The sequence below is a fragment of the Chitinophaga sp. YR627 genome (genome assembly GCF_900114995.1).
Classification (GTDB): Bacteria; Bacteroidota; Bacteroidia; order Chitinophagales; family Chitinophagaceae; genus Chitinophaga.
Genome location: NZ_FOUX01000001.1, coordinates 134415 through 156089 on the forward strand (window position 1 = coordinate 134415; position 21675 = coordinate 156089).

The 21675-nt window shown below is 47.3% G+C and carries 5 protein-coding genes; all 5 read left to right on the forward strand.

Annotated features, from left to right (window positions below):
* Window positions 1-13: 13 nt before the first annotated feature.
* From BMZ72_RS00405 to BMZ72_RS00425, 5 genes are read left to right on the forward strand one after another with little or no spacing between them, the layout of a single operon-like run.
* Entirely contained in the window at window positions 14-1267 is a 1254-nt protein-coding gene (locus BMZ72_RS00405) for a hydroxymethylglutaryl-CoA synthase family protein (RefSeq protein ID WP_089804155.1), read from the forward strand.
* On the forward strand, window positions 1264-2046 hold the full coding sequence (locus BMZ72_RS00410) for an enoyl-CoA hydratase/isomerase (protein WP_089807136.1): 783 nt from the start codon (window positions 1264-1266) through the stop codon (window positions 2044-2046). The genes BMZ72_RS00405 and BMZ72_RS00410 overlap by 4 nt, the downstream gene beginning before the upstream one ends.
* A 6-nt stretch (window positions 2047-2052) precedes the next feature.
* Window positions 2053-2802, forward strand: coding sequence for a polyketide synthase (locus tag BMZ72_RS00415; protein ID WP_089804157.1), 750 nt, complete (start codon window positions 2053-2055; stop codon window positions 2800-2802).
* 11 nt (window positions 2803-2813) lie between these two features.
* On the forward strand, window positions 2814-7898 hold the full coding sequence (locus BMZ72_RS00420) for a beta-ketoacyl synthase N-terminal-like domain-containing protein (RefSeq protein WP_089804159.1): 5085 nt from the start codon (window positions 2814-2816) through the stop codon (window positions 7896-7898).
* A gap of 13 nt (window positions 7899-7911) precedes the next feature.
* The gene (locus tag BMZ72_RS00425) at window positions 7912-21672 is read left to right on the forward strand and encodes an SDR family NAD(P)-dependent oxidoreductase (protein ID WP_177222631.1); all 13761 of its coding nucleotides are present in this window, start codon (window positions 7912-7914) and stop codon (window positions 21670-21672) included.
* The last annotated feature ends 3 nt before the right edge of the window (window positions 21673-21675 follow it).

Here is a 21675-nt window from a genome sequence, read left to right on the forward strand (position 1 = left end):
AACACCCCGAAGAATGAAGCAAGTCGGAATTGAAGCTATGAATGCTTTTGGCGGCACCTCGTGCCTGGATATTGCCCAGTTATCAAATTACAGAGGACTTGACAACAAGCGTTTTGAAAATCTCCTGATGAAGGAAAAGGCAGTTGCTTTGCCCTATGAAGATCCTGTCACTTTTGGTGTTAATGCAGCAAAGCCATTGGTAGACCGACTCTCACAGGCAGAGAAGGATCGTATAGAACTGCTGATCACCTGTACGGAGTCAGGTATTGATTTCGGAAAATCGATCAGCACATATATACATCATTATCTGGGGCTTAGCAGGAATTGCCGTATGCTGGAAATAAAGCAGGCCTGTTATTCCGGCACTTCCGGTTTACAGATGGCGATCAATTTTATACTCTCACATACCTCGCCGGGTGCGAAAGCACTGGTGATCGCCACAGATATTTCCAGGTTTATCGTTACAGACGGTGGTAACGCACATGATCAGGACTGGTCCTTTGCGGAGCCGAGTGCAGGCGCAGGTGCTGTCGCTATGCTGATCAGTGATACGCCTTACACTTTCAGACTGGATCAGGGTGCAAGTGGGTATTATGGTTATGAAGTAATGGATACCTGTCGTCCACTGCCGGATAGTGAAGCGGGAGATGCTGACTTGTCATTAATGTCTTACCTGGATTGCTGTGAGCAGTCATTCAGGGAGTATACTAGACGGGTGAAAAATGTATCCTATGATCACTCATTTCAATATCTGGCTTTTCACACGCCTTTTGGAGGAATGGTGAAAGGTGCACATCGTACGATGATGCGGAAGATGGTAAGGGCAAAACCAGATGTGATCGAAAATGATTTTCAGCAGCGTGTATCTCCCGGGCTCCGGTATTGTCAACGTGTTGGAAATATCATGGGAGCTACTGTATTCCTTTCACTGGCGGGGATCATTGATAGTGGAAATTTTGAATCGCCGAGAAGGATCGGATGTTTTTCTTACGGTTCGGGATGCTGCTCAGAATTCTTTAGTGGTGTAGTGACAGCTGAAGGACAACAATACCTGCGTAATCAGCAGATTGGTAGTCAGCTGGATAACCGGTATCGTTTGTCAATGGAAGAATATGAGACGCTGATTGCCGGTGGACAGGCGCTGAAGTTTGGCACACGTAACGTAAAACCCGACCGTTCGTTGCAGCCTCCTGTACCGAAGGGATTTGCACGATTACAATTAAATGAGATAAAAGAGTTTCACAGACGCTATGAATGGGTATCATGAGTTATCAAACCATCTTATTCAAACAGGAAGGAAATATTGCATTCATACAGTTCAATCGTCCGGATGCGGGTAACAGTATCAATGACCAGTTGATAGAAGAGTTGAACGATGTGCTGCAACGCTGTTATACGGCTGCTACAATCGTCGTGTTACAGGGAGACGCCCTGAATTTTTGTACCGGTGCAGATTTCAAAGGCATCCATTCATTGATGAAGGAAGGACAGGCCGTGAATGGTCATGCCGCCGTGTTATATGATATATGGCGGACAATCGCAGAAGGCCCTTTTGTTGTTGTGGCACATGTAAAGGGAAAGGCAAACGCAGGTGGCGTTGGTTTTGTTGCGGCAGCTGATATTGTGATCGCGGATACGACGGCCCGTTTTAGTTTGTCGGAATTGTTGTTTGGTCTGTTCCCCGCTTGTGTATTACCGTTCCTGGTCAGGAAGATTGGTTTTCAGCAGGCGCACTATCTCACACTGATGACGAAACCCATTACCGCGGATGAGGCGTGTAAAGCCGGACTGGCAGATATCAGCGGTGACAACAGCGACCTGTTATTACAGCAACATCTCGGACGCCTGCGTCTGCTCAATAAAGCGGCTGTAACGAAGTATAAACAATACATGAATGATTTCCTGGCCATGAACAGGGAGTGGCAGTCTTCGGCCATCGGGGCAAGCATGGATATGTTTGCTGATGCCGCTAATCTGGGCCGGATATCCCGGTTTGTAGAAACAGGACTGCTGCCCTGGCAGGAAAGTAACCCAATACATAAATAGCAGGATATGGAACAAGCTATCGTTGATCTGACAGAGATCGCTCCCGGTATAGTTGAACTGACGATGCAGGACAGGGTCAATAAAAATACATTCACTGTTGGCCTGACAAATGAGCTGACAGCTGCTTTCCGTACAATTAATGAAAATGCGTCCTGGAAGGTGGTTATCCTGAAGGGATATGATAACTACTTCGCATCAGGAGGGTCTCAGGAGGCTTTGCTCAGCATATTTGAAGGCAAGATGCAGTTTACGGACTCTGAGCTTTACAGTCTTGCCCTGAACTGTCGTATACCTGTTGTTGCAGCCATGCACGGCCATGCTATTGGCGGTGGTTTTGTGTTTGGTCTTTTTTGTGATATCGTGGTGCTCAGCAGAGAATGTATATATACGACCAATTTTATGAAGTATGGGTTTACACCGGGGATGGGAGCGACCTATATATTACCCAGGAAACTGGGTCTGGCATTGTCAGAAGAGATGTTACTGGGCGCCTGGAATTACAAAGGCGCCGATCTGGAGAAAAGGGGTATTCCTTTTTCCGTGTTACCCAAAAACGAAGTATTAACCCATGCCAGGCAGATGGCCACCCAACTGGCAGAAAAGCCACGGCATTCATTGATAACCCTTAAAGATCATCTTGTGAAAGAGATCCGCAGAGAATTGCCCGAAGTGATCCGGGAAGAAGTACGGATGCATGAAACGACCTTTCATCAGCCTGAAGTAAAAGACAGGATACTCCATTTGTTTGGCAAGTAAAAAATTCCGCCATGGATTCTTTAGCAATATTAAAAGCCCTCAGTACCGGCGCTATCAGTGCCGGTGCGGCGAGGGAAGCCCTGAAACAACTTGCGGTTGCACCGGTGTCTGTAAAACCAGGACACGATGCACGTGCAACGCCTGAACCTATCGCTATTATCGGTATGTCAGGAAGGTATCCTGATGCACCGGATGTGCAAACATATTGGAACAATCTGCTTGCCGGTAAAAATGCGGTGCGCGAGATTCCTTTATCCCGTTGGGATGTACAGTCTTACTATGATCCAAGACCTTTACAGAAGGGGAAAGTATATTGTAAATGGTTAGGGATGCTGGATGATATCGCTGAGTTTGATCCTTTGTTCTTCTCTCTTTCGCCGGGAGAGGCGGAATGGATGGACCCTCAGCATCGTATTTTCCTGCAGGAAGCCTATAAGGCATTTGAAGATGCAGGTTATCCCGGAGAAGCGCTGAATGAGCAAAAATGTGGTGTTTACCTGGGGATTATGAGCAACGAATATGCCTTTTTACAGCATCAGTTGCAACCCGGTATTGCTGGCGCAACGGGTAATAGTTACTCCATTGCTGCCGCCAGAATTGCCTATTTCCTGAATCTGAAAGGTCCGGCTATTGCAGTTGATACTGCCTGTTCTTCTTCACTGGTAGCGATTCATCTGGCCTGTCAGGCATTGAGAAACGGAGAAACAGATATGGCGCTGGCCGGCGGCGTCAGCCTTTACCTGACACCAGAGTCCTACATCAGTATGTGTTCTGCCGGTATGTTATCTAAAGATGGTCAGTGTAAGGCGATGGATAATAGTGCAAATGGCTTTGTACCAGGTGAGGGCGCAGGAGCTGTTATTCTGAAGCGTTTGAAGGATGCAGAGGCGGACAATGACAATATTCTCGGCGTGATCATAGGATCGGGCATTAACCAGGATGGTCGTACAAATGGGATTACGGCGCCTAGTATGAACAGTCAGGCTGCATTGCTGCGGGATGTTTATGCCGGATTTAAGATACATCCGGAAACGATCAGCTATATAGAATTACATGGCACAGGAACAAAGCTGGGTGATCCCATCGAACTGGAAGCATTGTCTACCGTATTCAGGGAAAATACTTTCCGGCAACATTTCTGTGGATTGGGTTCGGTGAAAAGTAATATCGGTCATACCTCCGCAGCAGCGGGTGTAGCCAGCGTGCAGAAGGTGCTCCTGTCCATGCATGCGCATACCTTACCGCCAACCTTACACGTGACGCGGCCGAATGAACATTTTAAATTTGAACAATCACCTTTTTATATATGTGATACACCACGGGAATGGAATAGCGACGGCAAACAACGCAGAGCCGGCATTAGTTCCTTTGGCTTCAGCGGTACCAATGCGCACCTTGTTGTAGAAGAATATCAGCCGGTGCTGCAAACACGCCCGGCAGAAAGTATATCTGTGCTGGCGAGCGTGTTTGTATTATCTGCAAAGACTGAAGAGCAACTGAAAGTATATGCAGGTATCATGCGGCAGTTCCTGGAAGCGCATCCAACGCTCAACTTCACAGACCTGCTGTATACGTTACAGGTAGGCAGAGACGCGATGGAATACAGACTGGCATTTGCAGCTGCAGGTATCGCCGATGCGATTGGTAAACTCGGCTCATTTCTGAATGGCCATCATAATGGTAGCTTTTTTACAGGACAGGCGGGCGGACAAACAACTCCTGTAAATGCCAATGGGGCTACTTTATCCCGGCTTTGGGCAAACGGTGCGAGTGTGGACTGGAAGTTGTTCTATGAAAAAGTAAAACCCCGCCGGATTAGTCTGCCTACCTATCCGTTTGCGAAAGAAGTATACTGGATCAACGCATCAGTGCAACAACAGCCGGTAACGGCGTATCCATACCGGATTGTCCATAAGACCTGGCAGGAGCAGGGCACCAATGAACAAAGAGCTTTTCATGGTAAGGTGCTGGTGCTGGCAACAAAACCGCTGCTTTCTCTGGCAAATGAAATCAAACGCCAATACAATAATATCGATATCATCGATCCTGTCAATAGCTTGCCGTTGGCAGATGGCACTGCTGAGACATACACCGGTCTGATAGACCTGACAGGTTGTGATGATACCGCTGAACAGGCACTTGCAGGCATCCCATTATTACAACAGCTGATCAGTGTGGGAAACCGTCCCCTGACGATGATCGGTGCTACACAGGGACTGGAGAAAATGGGGAGAAAAGCTTCCGGACAAACAGGGGCGCTCCGTGCGGGGCTTTTCAGGATGTTACAGGCTGAATACCGTTACCTGAATGCGATACATCTTGATATAGAGCACGACGGAAATGCAGCATTACAGGCGGCGCAGATACTGTCAGAACTAAGTGTTGCGGGTACTTACCCGGAAATTTGTTTCCGGGATGGAAAACGTTATCGTGCCGTACTAACTGCCAGCACCCCAGATAAAACCAGGAATATGCCAGCTTTTCCTTCCGGAGGCGTACTTCTGGTAACGGGGGGTACCCGTGGGATCGGATTGGAATGCGCACGGTATTTTATAAAAAAGTATGGTGTAAGAAAACTGGTGCTTACCGGTAGAGAGCCTTTGCCACCTGAGGAACAATGGAGTGTACTGTTACAATCGGATTTCGTATTGTCGCGTAAGTTAAAAGCGATACAGGCTTTACGTGCAGAAGGAGTGACCGTGTTGGTAAGATCAGTTGTCCTGAATGATGAGACAGCAGTCAATGCGCTGTTAACGGAGATCAGGACGACCTTAGGTGATATTAGCGGTGTATTGCATTGTGCAGGTATGGTAGACCTGGGGAATCCGGCTTTTATCCGTAAATCAGTGCATTCCATCAGGGAGGTACTTGTGCCCAAAGTGACCGGTTTACAGACCTTATTCCAAAGTCTCAGTAAAGACCCTTTACAATTCTTCGTGTTGTTTTCGTCTGTGGCGGGGACTGTGCCTACGCTGGGTGCAGGACAGTCAGATTATGCCATGGCGAATGCTTATATGGACTATTTCGCAGCAGCGGCCCAGGCGTCGTTTCCGGTTGTCAGCATACAATGGCCCAGCTGGAAAGAAACCGGCTTTGGGGAGGTAAAGAGTCCTGCCTATCAGCAAACAGGGTTGATCAGCCATAGTAATGCGGATGGTTTGTTATTGTTAGAGCAGGTGATCAGTGGTGCTTATGGTCCGGTGGTGTTACCTGCGATGGTGGATACGAGCCGTTTCAAACCCGAAACATGGCTGGAATATCCACAGAAGGTAGTAACTGAGCCTTTGCCTGCAGCACCTGTAGCTGTGCCGTCAATGAATAAAGATGATCTCATGACGGTTGTAGAAACATGGTTGATGACATTGCTGGCAGCAGAATTAAGAATGGATGTTGGCAGGTTGCGGAGGGATAAAGAGTTTCAGATATATGGGGTTGATTCGATCATTCTAGCACAGCTGGTTAGTAAGATAGACCGTCAGTTTGAAACCATCCATCTGGATCCTTCTGTTTTCCTGGAGTATCCAACAATAGCCGGCATGGGTGCCTATCTGCTGGACACCTATCCGAATGAAATGGCGTCTTTACAGGTAGTAAAGAATAATGAACCAGTGGCAGAGAATGTCCCTGTCAGTTATACAAAGAAACGGGTGGCGATAGTCGGGATGGCCTGTCATTTTCCTGATGCGGAAGATATCAGCGCTTATTGGAAGAATCTGCAGGAGGGAAAAGACAGTATCCGGGAAGTACCCATTTCGCGATGGGACTGGCGGCAACATTACGATCCGCTTGGTCAGCAGCAGGGCAGGAGTCGCAGCAAATGGGGCGCTTTTTTACCGGAGATTGAAGCATTTGATCCTGCCGTATTCAATATTGCCCCGGCGCTTGCACCTTATATTGATCCTATACAAAGGCAATGGCTGGAAGTGAGTACCGCCGCAATTGCAGATGCAGGTTATGAAAAGGACGCACTGTGGGGTAAACAGATCGGTGTATTTGCAGGAGCGAGGGCCGGAAATTTCGCGTATAAGTATAATAGTCCGGTGAAGGACCGTATAGTAGGAACAGGACAGAATTTCATTACTGCACATTTAGCACATATATACAATTTCAAAGGCCCCAATATCGTAGTCGATACTGCCTGTTCAAGTACCCTGACGGCTGTTCATCTGGCGGTAAAAAGCATTCTTTCAGGAGAGAGTGAAATGGCGCTTGCTGGTGGCGTAGATATTCTATTGGATGAAGGTGTTTTTATTGGACTGAGTGATGCAGGCGTACTTTCAAAAGAAGGACGTTGCCGCACTTTTGATGCGGATGCCGACGGTATCGGATTAGGAGAAGGCTGTGGCGTACTGGTCCTGAAGCCGCTTGATGCTGCTATCCGTGATAATAATAAGATATATGGGGTGATTGATGGTTCGGCCATTAATAACGACGGTAATACCATGGGCGTCACGACTCCTAATCCGGAAGCACAGCGTAGTCTGATTGCGGCTGCCATGGAAAACGCAGGTGTTTTACCATCCTCTGTTTCTTATGTTGAAACACATGGAACGGGCACACTGATCGGCGACCCTATCGAACTGAAAGCATTAACGCAGTTGTTTGCCCAATATACGGATCGTAAACAGTATTGCGGGGTGGGAAGTGTAAAGAGCAATATAGGACATCTCTTAAGTGCCGCTGGCGCCGCCAGTATTGTGAAGGTGTTGTTGTCCATCGTACATGCACAACTGCCTCCTACACTACACTGCGATCATCCTAATCCCCGTTTCAGTTTTGACGCTTCTCCGTTTTATCCTGTGCGGGAATTGCAGGCATGGAATACGTCTGATGGGATACGCAGAGCTGGTATCAGTTCATTCGGACTAGGCGGTAATAATGCACATCTGATCATCAGCAATGAGGGCGTGCCTGCCAGTCATATTGCTACTTTACAGCCACGATTAAATCCCATTCAGTTTAACAGGAAACGCTACTGGCCGGAAGTTACTGTTAGTAATTCTCATCAGCATATATCTGCTCCGGTATCTGAGACCCTAGAAACAGCCGCTGTGGTAAACGATTTTATGAAATTATTTGAAGTCAAGGAGGTGTAACATGAGGAATGATATGAACAAAACCAGGACCTTTCTACAGGAGATAACCCATTCTAACTATATAGTCCGCGACCATACCGTACATGATGTAAGAACATTGCCGGGTGTTGTCCTGCTGGACATGATCTATCGTTTATCCGCATTGGCGATTGGCACGCAATCCATCGTGTTGCAGCATGTATTGTTTAAGCAGCCCGTTGTTACCGATACATCATTTGATAAACAATTGCAGATATCATTTACACCGGCAGGCGATCACTGGACCGTTAGCGTCAAGAGTAGAAAAATAAAGAACAATGTGTTGCTGGGAGAAGAGGCAGATGACAATATGGAGTGTCTGCTGTTCAAAGAAATAAACCCGGCAGATGCTCACCCTTTTGACGTAACAGGGTTTATGCAGACAGCCACCCGTCGCTGGGATATGGACGAAGTATATGCGCTTGTGAGAAGAGCAGATATCCGGCACCGGGCATTCATGAAAACATTAGGTACCGTTTATCAGGCTGGAAACAGGGAGTTGATGGCATTGCACCTGGGAGAGGAGGCAGAACAATTCAGAAGTAATTTCTATGCACATCCGGCTTTCCTGGATGGCTCAACATTAGCGGGGCTTTCAGCGCAGCTTACCGGAAATGGGATCATTATGGATAATACGCCTTATATCCCGTTTATGATAGCGCGTTTCTGTATCCGCAAACCACTGCCTGCCAATGTGTATACTTATTCTGAATTAAAGCCATTGCCGCTTCCTGGTAGTGAACCGGCAGATATTCTGCATGCAGATATTACGCTATACGATGAGTCGGGAGAGGTATTGGTTGAATTCGGTGATCTGTCTGCCAAAAGGATAAGAGACCCCAGACTGATAAAGAAACTGGTCGCACCGCAGCCTAGTGAGAAACAACCAGAGAAAGTGATGGTGACAACGGATACACCGGTGGCGAATGACAGAATGGGAATCATTATTCAGCAGTTGCAGGGGCAAATCGGCAGACTTTTAAATACAGCACCAGCGGCACTCGATATTCATACAGGGTTTTATGACCTGGGACTGGACTCCGCGCATCTCCTGCAGGTCGTGCGTGAGCTTGAAAAAACGGTACAGGCGCAGTTATATCCTACCTTGCTTTTTGAATACGCTACTATTCAGCGGCTGGCGGAATACCTGCAGGAACATCATGGGGCCGCTTTTCTGACAGGAGCAACAGCACATGTAATGGCTGAAGTGAAAAACGATATAGTAACCGGAGAAAGCGAATGTCTGCAGTTTATGCCTGTCTGGCATCCTGAGCCTGCCGTTGAAGTGAAGGATAATGTTTCTATCAATAAAAGAGTGCTGGTATTGCATGATGTGACAGATCACCTTGCCGGATTCATAAAAGCACATATAAGTGATCAGGTGATTGAGTTGCCCGTATTAGGGGAAATGGAGATAGCTGATAGGATAAGACAGCAGTTTGTTGGCGTGTTTGGGCATGTAAAAGAATTTCTGACAGCACAGAACGGCCCCGGACTGTTGCAGTTTATTACCGGAAATGATGCGTACAGTGCTGTATTTGCGTCGCTATTAAAAACAGCCGTGCAGGAACAGCCGGCAGTGCATGCACAGGTGATCAGTTTTCTACAGGAGGATATAGACGCAGCTGCTGTGGTGTCACTGATCAATCAGGAGGCAACACACGTACAGAAAGGTTGCAGAGAGATAAGATATAGCCATGAGCAGCAGCGGGAGGTGAAACGCTGGACTGAAGTAACTTCGCCGGCTGTACAACAACCTGTATTCAGAAAAGGGGGCGTATATGTTATCACCGGCGGTGCAGGCGGCCTTGGTTTACTTACAGCAGAACATATTACAAAGCAGGTGGACGCCCATGTAATCCTTTTAGGTCGTTCCTCATTAGACGTATCTAAAAAACAAGCCTTGTTATCGTTACAAAACAATGGAAGCAGGATTGAGTATATAGCAGTTGATATCAGTGACCTCGCACAGACATTTGCCGTTTTTGAAAAGATAAAAACGGACGTGGGCAATATTCATGGTATTATTCATGCTGCGGGCATCGTAAAAGATCAGTTTATTATCCGCAAAGATATATCAGTTATAGACAGCGTATGGTCGCCTAAAGCGAATGGTATCCAGCATATAGATCAGGCCAGCCGTTTACATCAGCTTGATTTCTTTGTGGTCTATTCTTCATTATCTGCCGTAGCAGGTAACCCGGCGCAATCGGATTATGGCGGAGCGAATGCTTTTATGGATGTCTATTGTGCGCTGAGAAATGAGCAGGTAGCAGCTGGTGTTGGTTCGGGAAAAACGCTTACCATTAACTGGCCTTTATGGGCAGGAGGAGGAATGCAGATCGACGCTGCATCGGCCGCATTTATGCGGGAGCAGACAGGCATGGTTCCATTACGATCAGCAAGCGGTCTGGCGATGCTTGATCGTCTTTTGCAGGGAGAAGAGCGACAGGGAATTGTGTTATATGGTGATGGAAAAACAGTACGCCGTTATTACAAAGACTTCCTTATTCCGACGACGGAGAAAGCTGTTGCGGCGGCGCAACAAGTGCATACTGCCGGTACCGCGAAAGAAGATATCGCCATTATTGGTGTAGCAGGACGTTATCCTGGTGCAGAGACGCTGGAAGAGTTCTATTATAACCTGCTAAACGGGGTAGACAGCATCAGTGAAATGCCGGTGGAACGATGGAAAGGTTATGATTTTGGTTATGATATCACGAAACTTTACGGGCATGGTGGATTTCTCAAAGAGATAGCCGATTTTGATCCCCGGTTCTTTAATATATCTCCACATCAGGCTGAGATTATGGACCCCCAGGCACGGTTATTTTTACAAACGGCCTGGCTGGCCTGTGAAGATGCAGGCTTTAAACCTGACAAGATCGGACATCATTTTGCCGGAAGCAGTGAAAAGAGTGTCGGCGTATTTGCCGGTATCTTTTGGAGTCATTATGAACTGTTCGGTGCGGAAATGTCCCGCGTCGGACAGCCCGCAGCATTCGGTGTGAGTGCAGCCGCTATTCCCAATATGGTGTCCTATTGCATGAACTTTCACGGTCCAAGTATGGCCGTGGATACAATGTGCTCGTCAGCATTGACCTCCATTCATCTTGCTATAGGGAGTGTCAGAAAAGGAGAATGTAACTATGCTATAGCCGGTGGTGTGAACCTTGTCACCCATCCTCATAAATACCAGTTCCTGGGACAAGGCGCTTTTCTTTCTTCTGACGGACGGTGTCATAGTTTTGGCGAGGGAGGGGATGGCTATGTGCCCGGGGAAGGAGTAGGCGCTGTTTTGCTGACCAGTCTGGAGCTGGCCGAAAAAGAAGGATATCCCATTTATGGTGTTATAAAAGGGTCCGCTATTAATCATGTAGGGCGTACTTCCGGCCCTACGGTACCGGATCCTGTTGCGCAGGCCGAGGTGATAAAGGCTGCTTTGCAGGATGCGCAGGTAGATCCCCGTACGATCAGTTATTTAGAAGCACATGGTACAGGTACTTCACTGGGCGATCCAATCGAGATACAGGGATTGAAAAGGGCTTTTGAAAACTGGACAAAGGAGAAACAATTTTGTGCGATTGGTTCTTCCAAATCCAATATCGGACATCTGGAAGCTGCAGCGGGAATTGCTGCATTAACGAAGTTATTATTGCAGTTCAGACATGGTAAGCTGTTTCCGACTTTACATGCCGATCAGTTAAATCCGCATATCCCCTTTAAGGATACGCCGTTTTATGTACAGCATGGCCTGAAGGATTGGGACCGTCCACAGATCCATGTAGCAGGGCAAGACCTGATTGTGCCAAGACGTGCGGGGCTAAGCTCATTTGGCGCAAATGGGAGTAATGCACATCTGATCGTCGAAGAATATATACCAGCTGCACAATCCAATGAACAGGGTAATGTACAGACGGGCTACCTGATACCATTGTCAGCACGGGATGAAGACCGGCTGATGGCCTATATCAGATCATTGTATGCGTTTGTGTCAAAGCAGACAACCAATGATGCTGCTGATCAGTTAAAAATAACTATCAGGGAAGAATTGCTGAAGATGGTATCTGAACTGATACATATCCCAACAGCTTCCCTGGATCCTGGTCAGGAGTTTTTTGAGTTGAATGCTGATATCGTACAGCTTACAACACTGGCAGATCAGCTATGGCAACAGTGGGGTATTCAACTCGCGGCAGATGTATTGGTCCGTCTGCGTTCTGTGTCAGAAATAGTGGACTATCTGCTGGAGTATCATAAAACTATACTGGAGAATATATTCATCCGTGAGGGCAGGTCAGCTGTGCATGATGGACAACTGGTCTCATTAGCTTATACATTACAGACAGGCAGAGAGGCAATGCATAGCAGGGCAGTTTTCCTTGTCCGGGATTATGCTTCATTAAAAAGAATGCTGTCGGCTGTTATTGAAGGACAAACACCTGCTGAGGGATACTTCGTGGACATTAGCAGAAAAGATGCGGCGAAGCTGATGGCTGTCATGTCTGAAGATAAGGTCAGGACTGCTGTATCAACCTGGGCGAACAGTGGAGAACTGGAAAAGATAGCCGCATTATGGGTCGCAGGACATCCGGTAGACTGGCAGCAATTGTATACAGCGACAGGGCTTCCACGTAAGATCAATGTACCAGGGTATCCTTTTGCAAAAGAACACTACTGGTTCCCTTATTCACCATCGGTAGCGCCGGTGTTAAATGTAACACAGACTTTACCACAGGTAACAGCGACTTCGCCTGAAGTACCAGCTGCATTTGATCTGCTGACATTTGAAGAAGTCTGGATAGGACGTCCTTTATCAGATAGTACGCCGCAACCCCTGAAGCGGCTGTTGTGTTGTGTGGAGGATCACGAAGAAATGGTCTCGCTGTCGGCGGCTCTGCAATCGCTGCTGCCGGGTATCTCATTGCTGTTTATCATTACAGATGGTGCGGCAGAACAGGCAGATAATGTATTTGTAGCCGGAAAGGATAAGGGAGTCGCTTATAAGGCTATATTAGATCAGATCAGTGAGCAGTATAACACAGTGGATGGTATATTATATACTGGTCCGGGTGATGAAGCGGCCTATGAAGACATTTTTTACCTGTTACAGGGTATACTTTCTTCCGGATTAAAGACAGGACGTTTATTACTGGAAGGACGTTACAGCTCGGCACTTGAAAAGTGTTATGCGCTTTCATGGATAGGTTATGCGCGTTCGCTGGGATTTGTATTTCCGGGAATGGATATACATGTTATACTGCGTGCCGCAGAAGAAGTATTAAGTATTCAGACATTCCTGGGCGAGTTGTGGCATAAAGGAAGTCACGTCGTTCATTATGAAAATGGTGTACGTACAGTGCCTCAGCTGGAGGAGCGTACAACGCACGCCGCCGCACCTTTGTTAAAACAAGGTGGTACTTACGTGGTTACAGGTGGATTTGGTGGGTTGGGATTGTTGTTTAGTCGTTATCTGAGCGACAACTGGAAAGCCAATGTAGTGATGACCGGTCGTCGCCTTTTGTCTGTAGAAGAGGAGAGGCAGGTAGCTGCTATGCAGGGGCACGACAATCGGGTGGTCTATGTACAGGCGGATGTGAGTGATGCGGTTTCGATGGAAAAAGTACGGGCGACCGCCAGACAGATGACGGGTAAGATATCAGGGATACTGCATATAGCAGGTGTACAAGGTCACACGGCAATAGGTGACAAGCACTATGAAGATTTTAAATCGGTATTGTCCGCAAAGGTTCGGGGAAGTCAGGTGTTAGATGAAGTATTTGGTCTGGAAACGCTTGATTTTGTTTGTTACTTCTCCTCTTCGTCGGCCGTATTAGGCGACTTTGGTTCATGTGACTATTCCGTTGCCAACCGTTTTCAGATGAGCTATGGCGCTTTGCGTCGGGCAGCAGGTTTTAGCGGCGTTACGACTGTGATCAACTGGCCGTTGTGGCGTGAAGGAGGAATGAGTAATGGAGAAAGTAGTTCGCTGGAACTATATCTGAAAAGCAGTGGGCAGAGTTACCTGGAATCGGCATTGGGATTGTCCTCCTTTGAGGGACTGCTGAGTGAAGGGGATGTTACACGACTGGTGATGTATGGTGATCGGGCGCGCATTTGTCAAATGCCTTTGCTGTCAGGGAAGACGGTATCGTCTGCATCAGTTATTGTATCAGCGAATAACATCGCGCGTAGTATAGAGACGCATGACGGGTCAGTTGCGGAAAGTCTGCTGTGGGATTTACGCCGTCAGGTAAGCGAGCTATTGAAGCTTAGTATTGACAACGTGGAGACGGATGTAAATCTGGCAGATTTCGGCTTTGATTCGGTGAGTCTGATGGAGTTATCCAAACGCTTATCTGCCTATTATAATATAGCGATAACACCGGCAGTATTCTTCGGATATGCCACGCTGGATAAGCTACAGTCATTTTACATGACGGAACATCAGGAAAGTATACATCGCTTTTACTCAACAGAAAATGAGCGACTGAAAGCTACTTTACCACAGCCAGTGGCATTACCACCCCGTTTGAAAGAAGATGAACTGATGCACGCGGTATCTCCCGCACAGGGAATACCGGAACCTATAGCCGTAATTGGTATGAGTGGCCGTTTCCCGCAGGCGGCTAATAAAGAAATATTCTGGCAGCATATACTGGAAGGTAAAAGTGGTATCACGGAAATACCGGCGGAACGTTGGGATTGGAGAGAATATGCTGATACTGCATCAGGCAATGTCAGTTGTAAGTGGGGAGCGTTCCTTGACAGGATAGATACCTTCGATCCCTTATTCTTTGAAATATCCCCGGCTGAAGCAGCGCAGATGGATCCTAAGCAACGCCTTTTCCTGGAAGAAGCTTGGCACGCACTGGAAGACGGCGGCTATATGGGCAGCAGGATAAGAGGGGCCGGTTGTGGTGTGTATGTAGGCGTTGAGGAAAGTGAGTATGGTTTCTCTGCTGATGATAGCGGAAGGATAAGTAGTAATCAGAATGCTATTCTGGCTGCACGTATCGCTTATACCCTGGATCTTAAAGGCCCTTGTATGGCATTGACAGCAGCTTGTTCTTCCGGATTGGTAGCCATTCATCAGGCTTGTCAGGCACTTAGAACAGGGGACTGTGAAATGGCATTAGCGGGAGGTATTAATCTGCTGGCTTCGCCAATGATCTACCTGGGCCTTGGTAAAGTAGATATGTTATCACACGATGGCGCCTGTCCGGTATTCGATCAGGACGCTAATGGTATGATACCTGGTGAGGCAGTTGCCGTTGTGTTATTAAAGCCGCTATCAAAGGCAATTGCTGATGGCGATACCATCTACGGTACGATCAGGGCTACAGGTGTAAACTATGATGGTACCACAAATGGGATCACTGCACCAGATCCGGTGAGTCAGGCGGCATTGATCAGAAAGGTATATGAGCAATACGATATTCAACCCCGTGATATACAATACGCCATCTCACATAGTGTCGGCTCAAAACTGGGCGACCCGGTGGAGATTATGGGATTAAATAATGCTTTCAACAGCTATACGCAGGATAAGCAATTCTGCCATCTCAACAGTATAAAACCATTGATCGGTCATACGTTTGCTGCATCAGGAGTGGTGAGTCTTGTTACGATGCTGATGGCTATGAAACATCAGACATTGCCAGGAAATCATCATTACAAGCATAGTAATGAGTACATAGATTTTAATAAAACGCCTTTTGTTGTTGCAAAAGACAATAGCACCTGGGATAGGGTAGCTGGTAAGCCAAGACTTGGAATCATCGGGACTACCGGTATTAATGGCACCAATGCGCATGCAGTTATTGAAGAATATATTGCTGCAGTAAGGCCATCCGGCGTTAACACCGGACAACAATTGTTTGTATTCTCTGCTAAAAGCAAGGATAGCCTTGATGCATATGTTGCGGAGATAAAGCATTTTATCTCCATACAGCAGGAAGTCTCGATCGCAGATATCGCTTATACCTTGCAAACCGGTAGGGAGGCCATGGAATATCGTATGGCCTGTGTCGCCGGTTCACGGGAGGAGTTGTCAGGGCAACTGGATGCCTTTCTGAGCGGCAGTAAGGATAGCGCGTATATGAGTGGAAGAATAAAGCGTAACGTTAAAAAACAACACGCGCAGCAAGGTCCCGAACTGAAAAATGGTCATGCTCTGTTGCAAACGGCGAAAGACTGGTTAAATGGGGAACTGATTGACTGGAAGACTTTATATAATGGCACACAACCTTCACTCGTTCATTTGCCGGGATATGTATTTGAGAAAGACACCTTTCCGGTACCACGTGTATCTTTTAAGTCTTCTGACAGACGTAAGAAAGTTCAGTCACTACACCCCTTACTACATCAGAACATATCCACGCTTGCACAACAGCAATTCATCTCGCATTTTACCGGAGAAGAAGCCTTTCTGGCTGACCACGTGATCAATGGACAAAAGATATTACCCGGAGTAGCCTATATGGAAATGGTGCATACTGCTATCGGGCGATCAATAACGACAGAAGAGGGGACTGTCAGTATACATAATGTAATCTGGGCCCGTCCGTTAGTGGCTGATGCGAAGGGAGCAGATGTGTACGTTACCCTTGATGCGAAGTCAGATAATAGTATTGACTTTAGCATCCATAGTTTTACTTCGGAGAAGATGATACACAGTAAGGGGACAGTACAGATAAATGCGTTGCCGGAAAAACCTCGTATAGATATTGCTTCATTGCAACAGGACTTTACAGCAATTAACCGGAGCGCACAGGAATATTATAACGTCTACCGTGATATGGGTATCGTGTATGGTCCTTTCTATCAGGGTATCAGCCGTATATACAAAACAGATCAATCTCTGCTGGTAAAGCTGGTACTGGAACAGCCGGAAGGAATAAGTGATTATGCGATGCATCCCGGTATGATGGATGCTGCGCTTCATGCTGCTATAGGTTTCAGTGTGGGTGCTGATGCAGGAGATGCCTTGTCACTCCCCTTTGCGTTGGAGACGCTTCGATCTTATCGCGCATGTGAACAAGAAATGTGGAGCTGGATCCGGTTTAGCGAAGGTGATGGAGATAACGAAAGGGTACGTAAACTGGATGTAGACATTTGTAATAAAGAAGGATGGGTCTGTACAAGCATTCGCGGTTTGTCACTAAGAGAGGTGAAAACGGAAGCTAATGTACAAGCGCCTGTACAGAGAACTGCACAGGTAGATAAACAGGAACATGTATCCATAGCTGCACCTGATGCATTACTGGAGAGCACTATCAGGTTTTTACAGCAGCAGCTTTCCGTTGTGATTAAATTGTCTGCCGACAGGATAGAAGCAGATGCGCCGCTTGAAAAGTATGGCATTGATTCTGTTATGGTGATGGCGCTTTCTGAGCAGCTGGAGAAAAGTTTCGGCTCTCTTCCTAAAACATTGTTTTTTGAATATCAGACGATAGATGAACTGGCTACCTATTTTGTAAGGTCCCATCAGCAAAAGCTCCTGGAACTCACAGGTACAACTGTTACGCCAAAACAGGCAGCTGGCGGGGCAGATGCGCAGATAAAATATAAGCATAAGGTAGTGGCACCTGTTCCGCTTCAAAAGAATGAGGAGGAAATAGCTGTTATCGGTTTGGCAGGACGTTACCCCGGAGCGGTTGATATCAATGCATTCTGGGAGAACCTCAGAAATGGCGTAGATGCTATCTCTGAAATACCTGCTGACCGCTGGGATCATCAGCAGTTCTTTGACCCGATAAAAGGTATACCCGGAAAGACATATGCCAAATGGGGCGGGTTTATAGAGGGAGTAACCGAATTTGACCCACTCTTCTTTAATATCTCCCCTTTGGAAGCGTCTGTTATAGATCCACAGGAGCGATTATTCCTGCAATGTGTGTACAATGCCATGGAGGATGCGGGTTATACCCGTCAACGCCTGGCAGCATCCGGTAATGTAGGTGTATTTGCCGGTTCTATGTACCTGGAATACCAGCTCTATGGTGTGCAGGAAACAATGAAGGGAAGGCCGGTAGTATTGTCAGGAAACGCTTCATCGGTAGCCAACAGGGTATCTTACTTCTGCAATTTTCATGGACCTAGTCTCACAGTAGACACAATGTGTTCTTCTTCACTAACAGCGCTTCACCTGGCATGTCAGAGCTTACAACGCGGAGAATGTGTTGTTGCCATCGCCGGTGGTGTGAACGTGTCTATCCACCCTAATAAGTACCTTATGTTGGGGCAGGGTGGTTTTGCATCCAGTAAGGGACGTTGTGAAAGCTTCGGTGTTGGAGGTGATGGTTATGTCCCTGGCGAAGGGGTGGGTGCTGTATTGTTAAAACCACTTTCCCGTGCAATAGCGGATGGTGATCATATATATGGCGTCATACGCGGAAGCGCTATCAATCATGGTGGTAAGACAAATGGGTATACCGTACCTAATCCACAGGCGCAGTCATCCCTGATCAGTCATGCGTTGCAGAACGCTGGCATTGATGCACGAACCATCAGTTATATAGAGGCACATGGCACCGGTACTTCTTTAGGCGATCCGATAGAGATTGCAGGGCTGACAAAGAGCTTTCGCGAATATGGAGATGATGTACAATACTGTGCGATCGGATCGGCTAAATCAAACATTGGTCATTGTGAAAGCGCGGCAGGTATCGCAGGTTTCAGCAAGGTGTTGTTACAGTTGCAACACCGCGAACTGGCGCCATCCCTGCATGCTGAAGTCCTGAATCCTCATATTGCTTTTAATGAGAGCCCGTTCCGTGTCCAGCACCACCTTGAAAAGTGGGAGCGGCCCGAAGTAACAATAGATGGCCATACACAGCAATATCCTTTAAGGGCTGGTATATCGGCATTTGGGGCAGGCGGGTCTAACGCGCATATACTGATAGAAGAATATGTGCAGCAGCAAACGCAGGAACCATCTGTTGATGGGCCCTTTGTGATCTTACTATCAGCAAAGAATACGGCTCGTCTGGAAGAACAGGCAGCTCGTTTACTGGATCGTATACGGCAGGGTGTCTATAATGAAGCTGACTTACCAGCTATTGCCTATACACTGCAAACAGGCAGAGAAGCCATGGAGGAACGCCTGGGTATGATCGTGAATAGTCTGGCAGAACTGGAGGACCTTTTGTCCGCCGGTCTTTCCGGAGACAGGATCTATCGTAGTGAAGAAACTACATCGGGAACAGGATTTTCCGATCTGCTGGGCCATGACGAGATTGGTGCTTTAACAGATAAATGGATCAGTGAGCATAATTACGAGAAGCTGTTACGGTATTGGGTGAAAGGCGGACAGGTGAACTGGGCGCTGTGTTATACAGCTGTACACCCACGCCGTATCAGTTTGCCGGTATATCCTTTTGCAAAAGATAAATACTGGTTCCCATCAAAAGAAGTACATGTCCCGGTGCTTACAATGGCAGGTATGCCATCTGTTCTACATCCATTACTACACCAGAATGTCTCTGATCTCTCCGGACTGAAGTTTACTACATTGCTGGATAAAAAAGCCTTTTTCCTGGCAGACCACGTGATCAACCGAAATACAATGTTGCCAGGTGTTGCGTACCTCGAAATGGCATTAGCAGCTTGTAATACTGTTTCCGGCCGTACCGCTACGACCGCAGGTGTCAGTATAAAACATGTCACCTGGTCGAAGCCGGTTGTAGTGAATACACCAATAGCTATTACAGTGTCCCTGTCGTCGGATGAAAGCGGAGAAACAGATTTTACCATCACCAGTGGAGAGACGGATGCTGCTACCCATTGTAGTGGAACTGTTACACTGATGGAGGAGGCACCGGCGCTTGTACTTGATCTGGAAGAATTGCAAGCAGTATGTAATAAGGGCGTCTTATCAGGAGCAACCTGTTATGAGGTATATCATAGCGTCGGACTGGCATATGGTCCTGCTTTCCAATGTATACAGGAAGTATATGCGGGTGAAGGACAGGCGTTGATCCGGCTGGCGCTAAAAGAAGATCTCTGGAAAACGATGCCGGATTTCGCTATCCATCCATGTATCGTAGATGCGGCTGTACAGGGTGCTATTGGCCTCAACGTATCCGTTGATGCGCATGGAAATACAACAATACTGCCGATGAAGTCTGCCTTGTTGTTCGGTATGCAGGAAATGGAAATTCTAAGCGCCTGCACAAAAGAAATGTGGGCCTGGGTCCGTTTTGCAGAAGACAGTGGCAGTAAGGTACATAAGCTGGATATAGACCTGTGCGATGAGGAAGGTAATATCTGTATCATGATGAAAGGCTTTTCTTCCAGGATCATGGAGCAGGTGCCGGAAGCGACAACGGTAGCTGTTCCAGCGGCTTCAGGTAGTGGATACATCACTTCAGCAGGAGCATATGTATTTGCGGAAGATGTATCTATGCTGACGCCTGTATGGGATCCCTTGTTCCCGGATTTTGATGAATTATCTCCCGAAACAGCTTCACGACTACTGGTGGTTGGTTGCAGAGAACACGAACTGTCGCTTATCCGGGAAACATATCCTAATGCTGTCTTATTTGATAGGCAGTTCACCGATAGTATTGAGGAGATGAGTGATAAGCTGCGTACGTTCGGTGCGCCTGACTACATCGTATGGTTTGCAGCACCATCGTCTTTTTCTTCCGTAGCGGATGAAGCGATCATAACAGATGAACAAAAGGTTGTACACTATTTCTTCAAAATGATCAAGGCCCTGCTGTCCCAGGGATATGGGCATCAGTCAATCGGCTGGACGATCCTTACGCGTCAGGGGCAGAATGTGAGCAAAGAGGAGAAAGCAGATCCTGTACATGCCTCCCTGCATGGACTGATTGGTTCTATGGCAAAGGAACATCCTGAATGGCGTGTGCGATTGCTGGATCTTGGTTATGAAGATAACTGGACCGTTAATGAGTTGTTCAGTCTTCCATATGATTCACAGGGGAATGCATTGTGTGGCAGAAATGGACAGTGGTTCAGACAGGAACTACTGCCGGTCATTCCTCCTGCGGGAGAGAAGGGCCTGTACAGGGAAGGAGGTGTGTATATAGTGATCGGTGGAAACGGTGGAATTGGAGAAGTGTGGACCGAGTATATGATACGCACCTACCGTGCAAATATCATCTGGATAGGACGCCGGCCCCTGAATGAGGACATCAGCAGCAAACTGGATCGTCTTTCTCTGAATGGCGTAAGACCTCAATATATAGCTGCGGATGCTTCCGACAGAGATGCTTTGGATACGGCTTATCAGCAGATCAAACAGGAATATGGTGTTATACATGGCATTATACATTCGGCAGTCGGATCGCTGGATCAGAGTCTGGCAAAAATGGACGAAGCTTTGTTCTATGAAGGATTGTCGGCCAAAGTAGATATCAGTATCCGCCTTGCGCAGGTCTTTGTGAATGAACCACTTGATTTTGTGCTCTTCTTTTCTTCTATTGGCGCCTTTGGGAAGGCGCTCGGACAAAGCAGTTACGCCACCGGGTGTAATTTTAAAGATGCATTTGCCCGGAGACTTGCCCAGGAATGGCCCTGTGCAGTGAAGATCATCAACTGGGGCTACTGGGGTAATATCGGTGTTGGTGGCGTTGTGCCGGCGGCTTTCAAGAAGCGTCTTGCGCAGGCCGGCATTGGTACCATAGAACCCGGGGAAGCTATGGAGGTGCTGGAAATGCTACTACGTGGTCCTGTTGATCAGATGGCCTTTATGAAAACAACAATAACCACAGACACACTGAATTAATCT

Coding starts and splice junctions, on each gene's coding strand:
- BMZ72_RS00405 (WP_089804155.1), top strand. CDS start 14: ATGAAGCAAGTCGGAATTGAAGCTATGAATGCTTTTGGCGGCACCTCG.
- BMZ72_RS00410 (WP_089807136.1), top strand. CDS start 1,264: ATGAGTTATCAAACCATCTTATTCAAACAGGAAGGAAATATTGCATTC.
- BMZ72_RS00415 (WP_089804157.1), top strand. CDS start 2,053: ATGGAACAAGCTATCGTTGATCTGACAGAGATCGCTCCCGGTATAGTT.
- BMZ72_RS00420 (WP_089804159.1), top strand. CDS start 2,814: ATGGATTCTTTAGCAATATTAAAAGCCCTCAGTACCGGCGCTATCAGT.
- BMZ72_RS00425 (WP_177222631.1), top strand. CDS start 7,912: ATGAACAAAACCAGGACCTTTCTACAGGAGATAACCCATTCTAACTAT.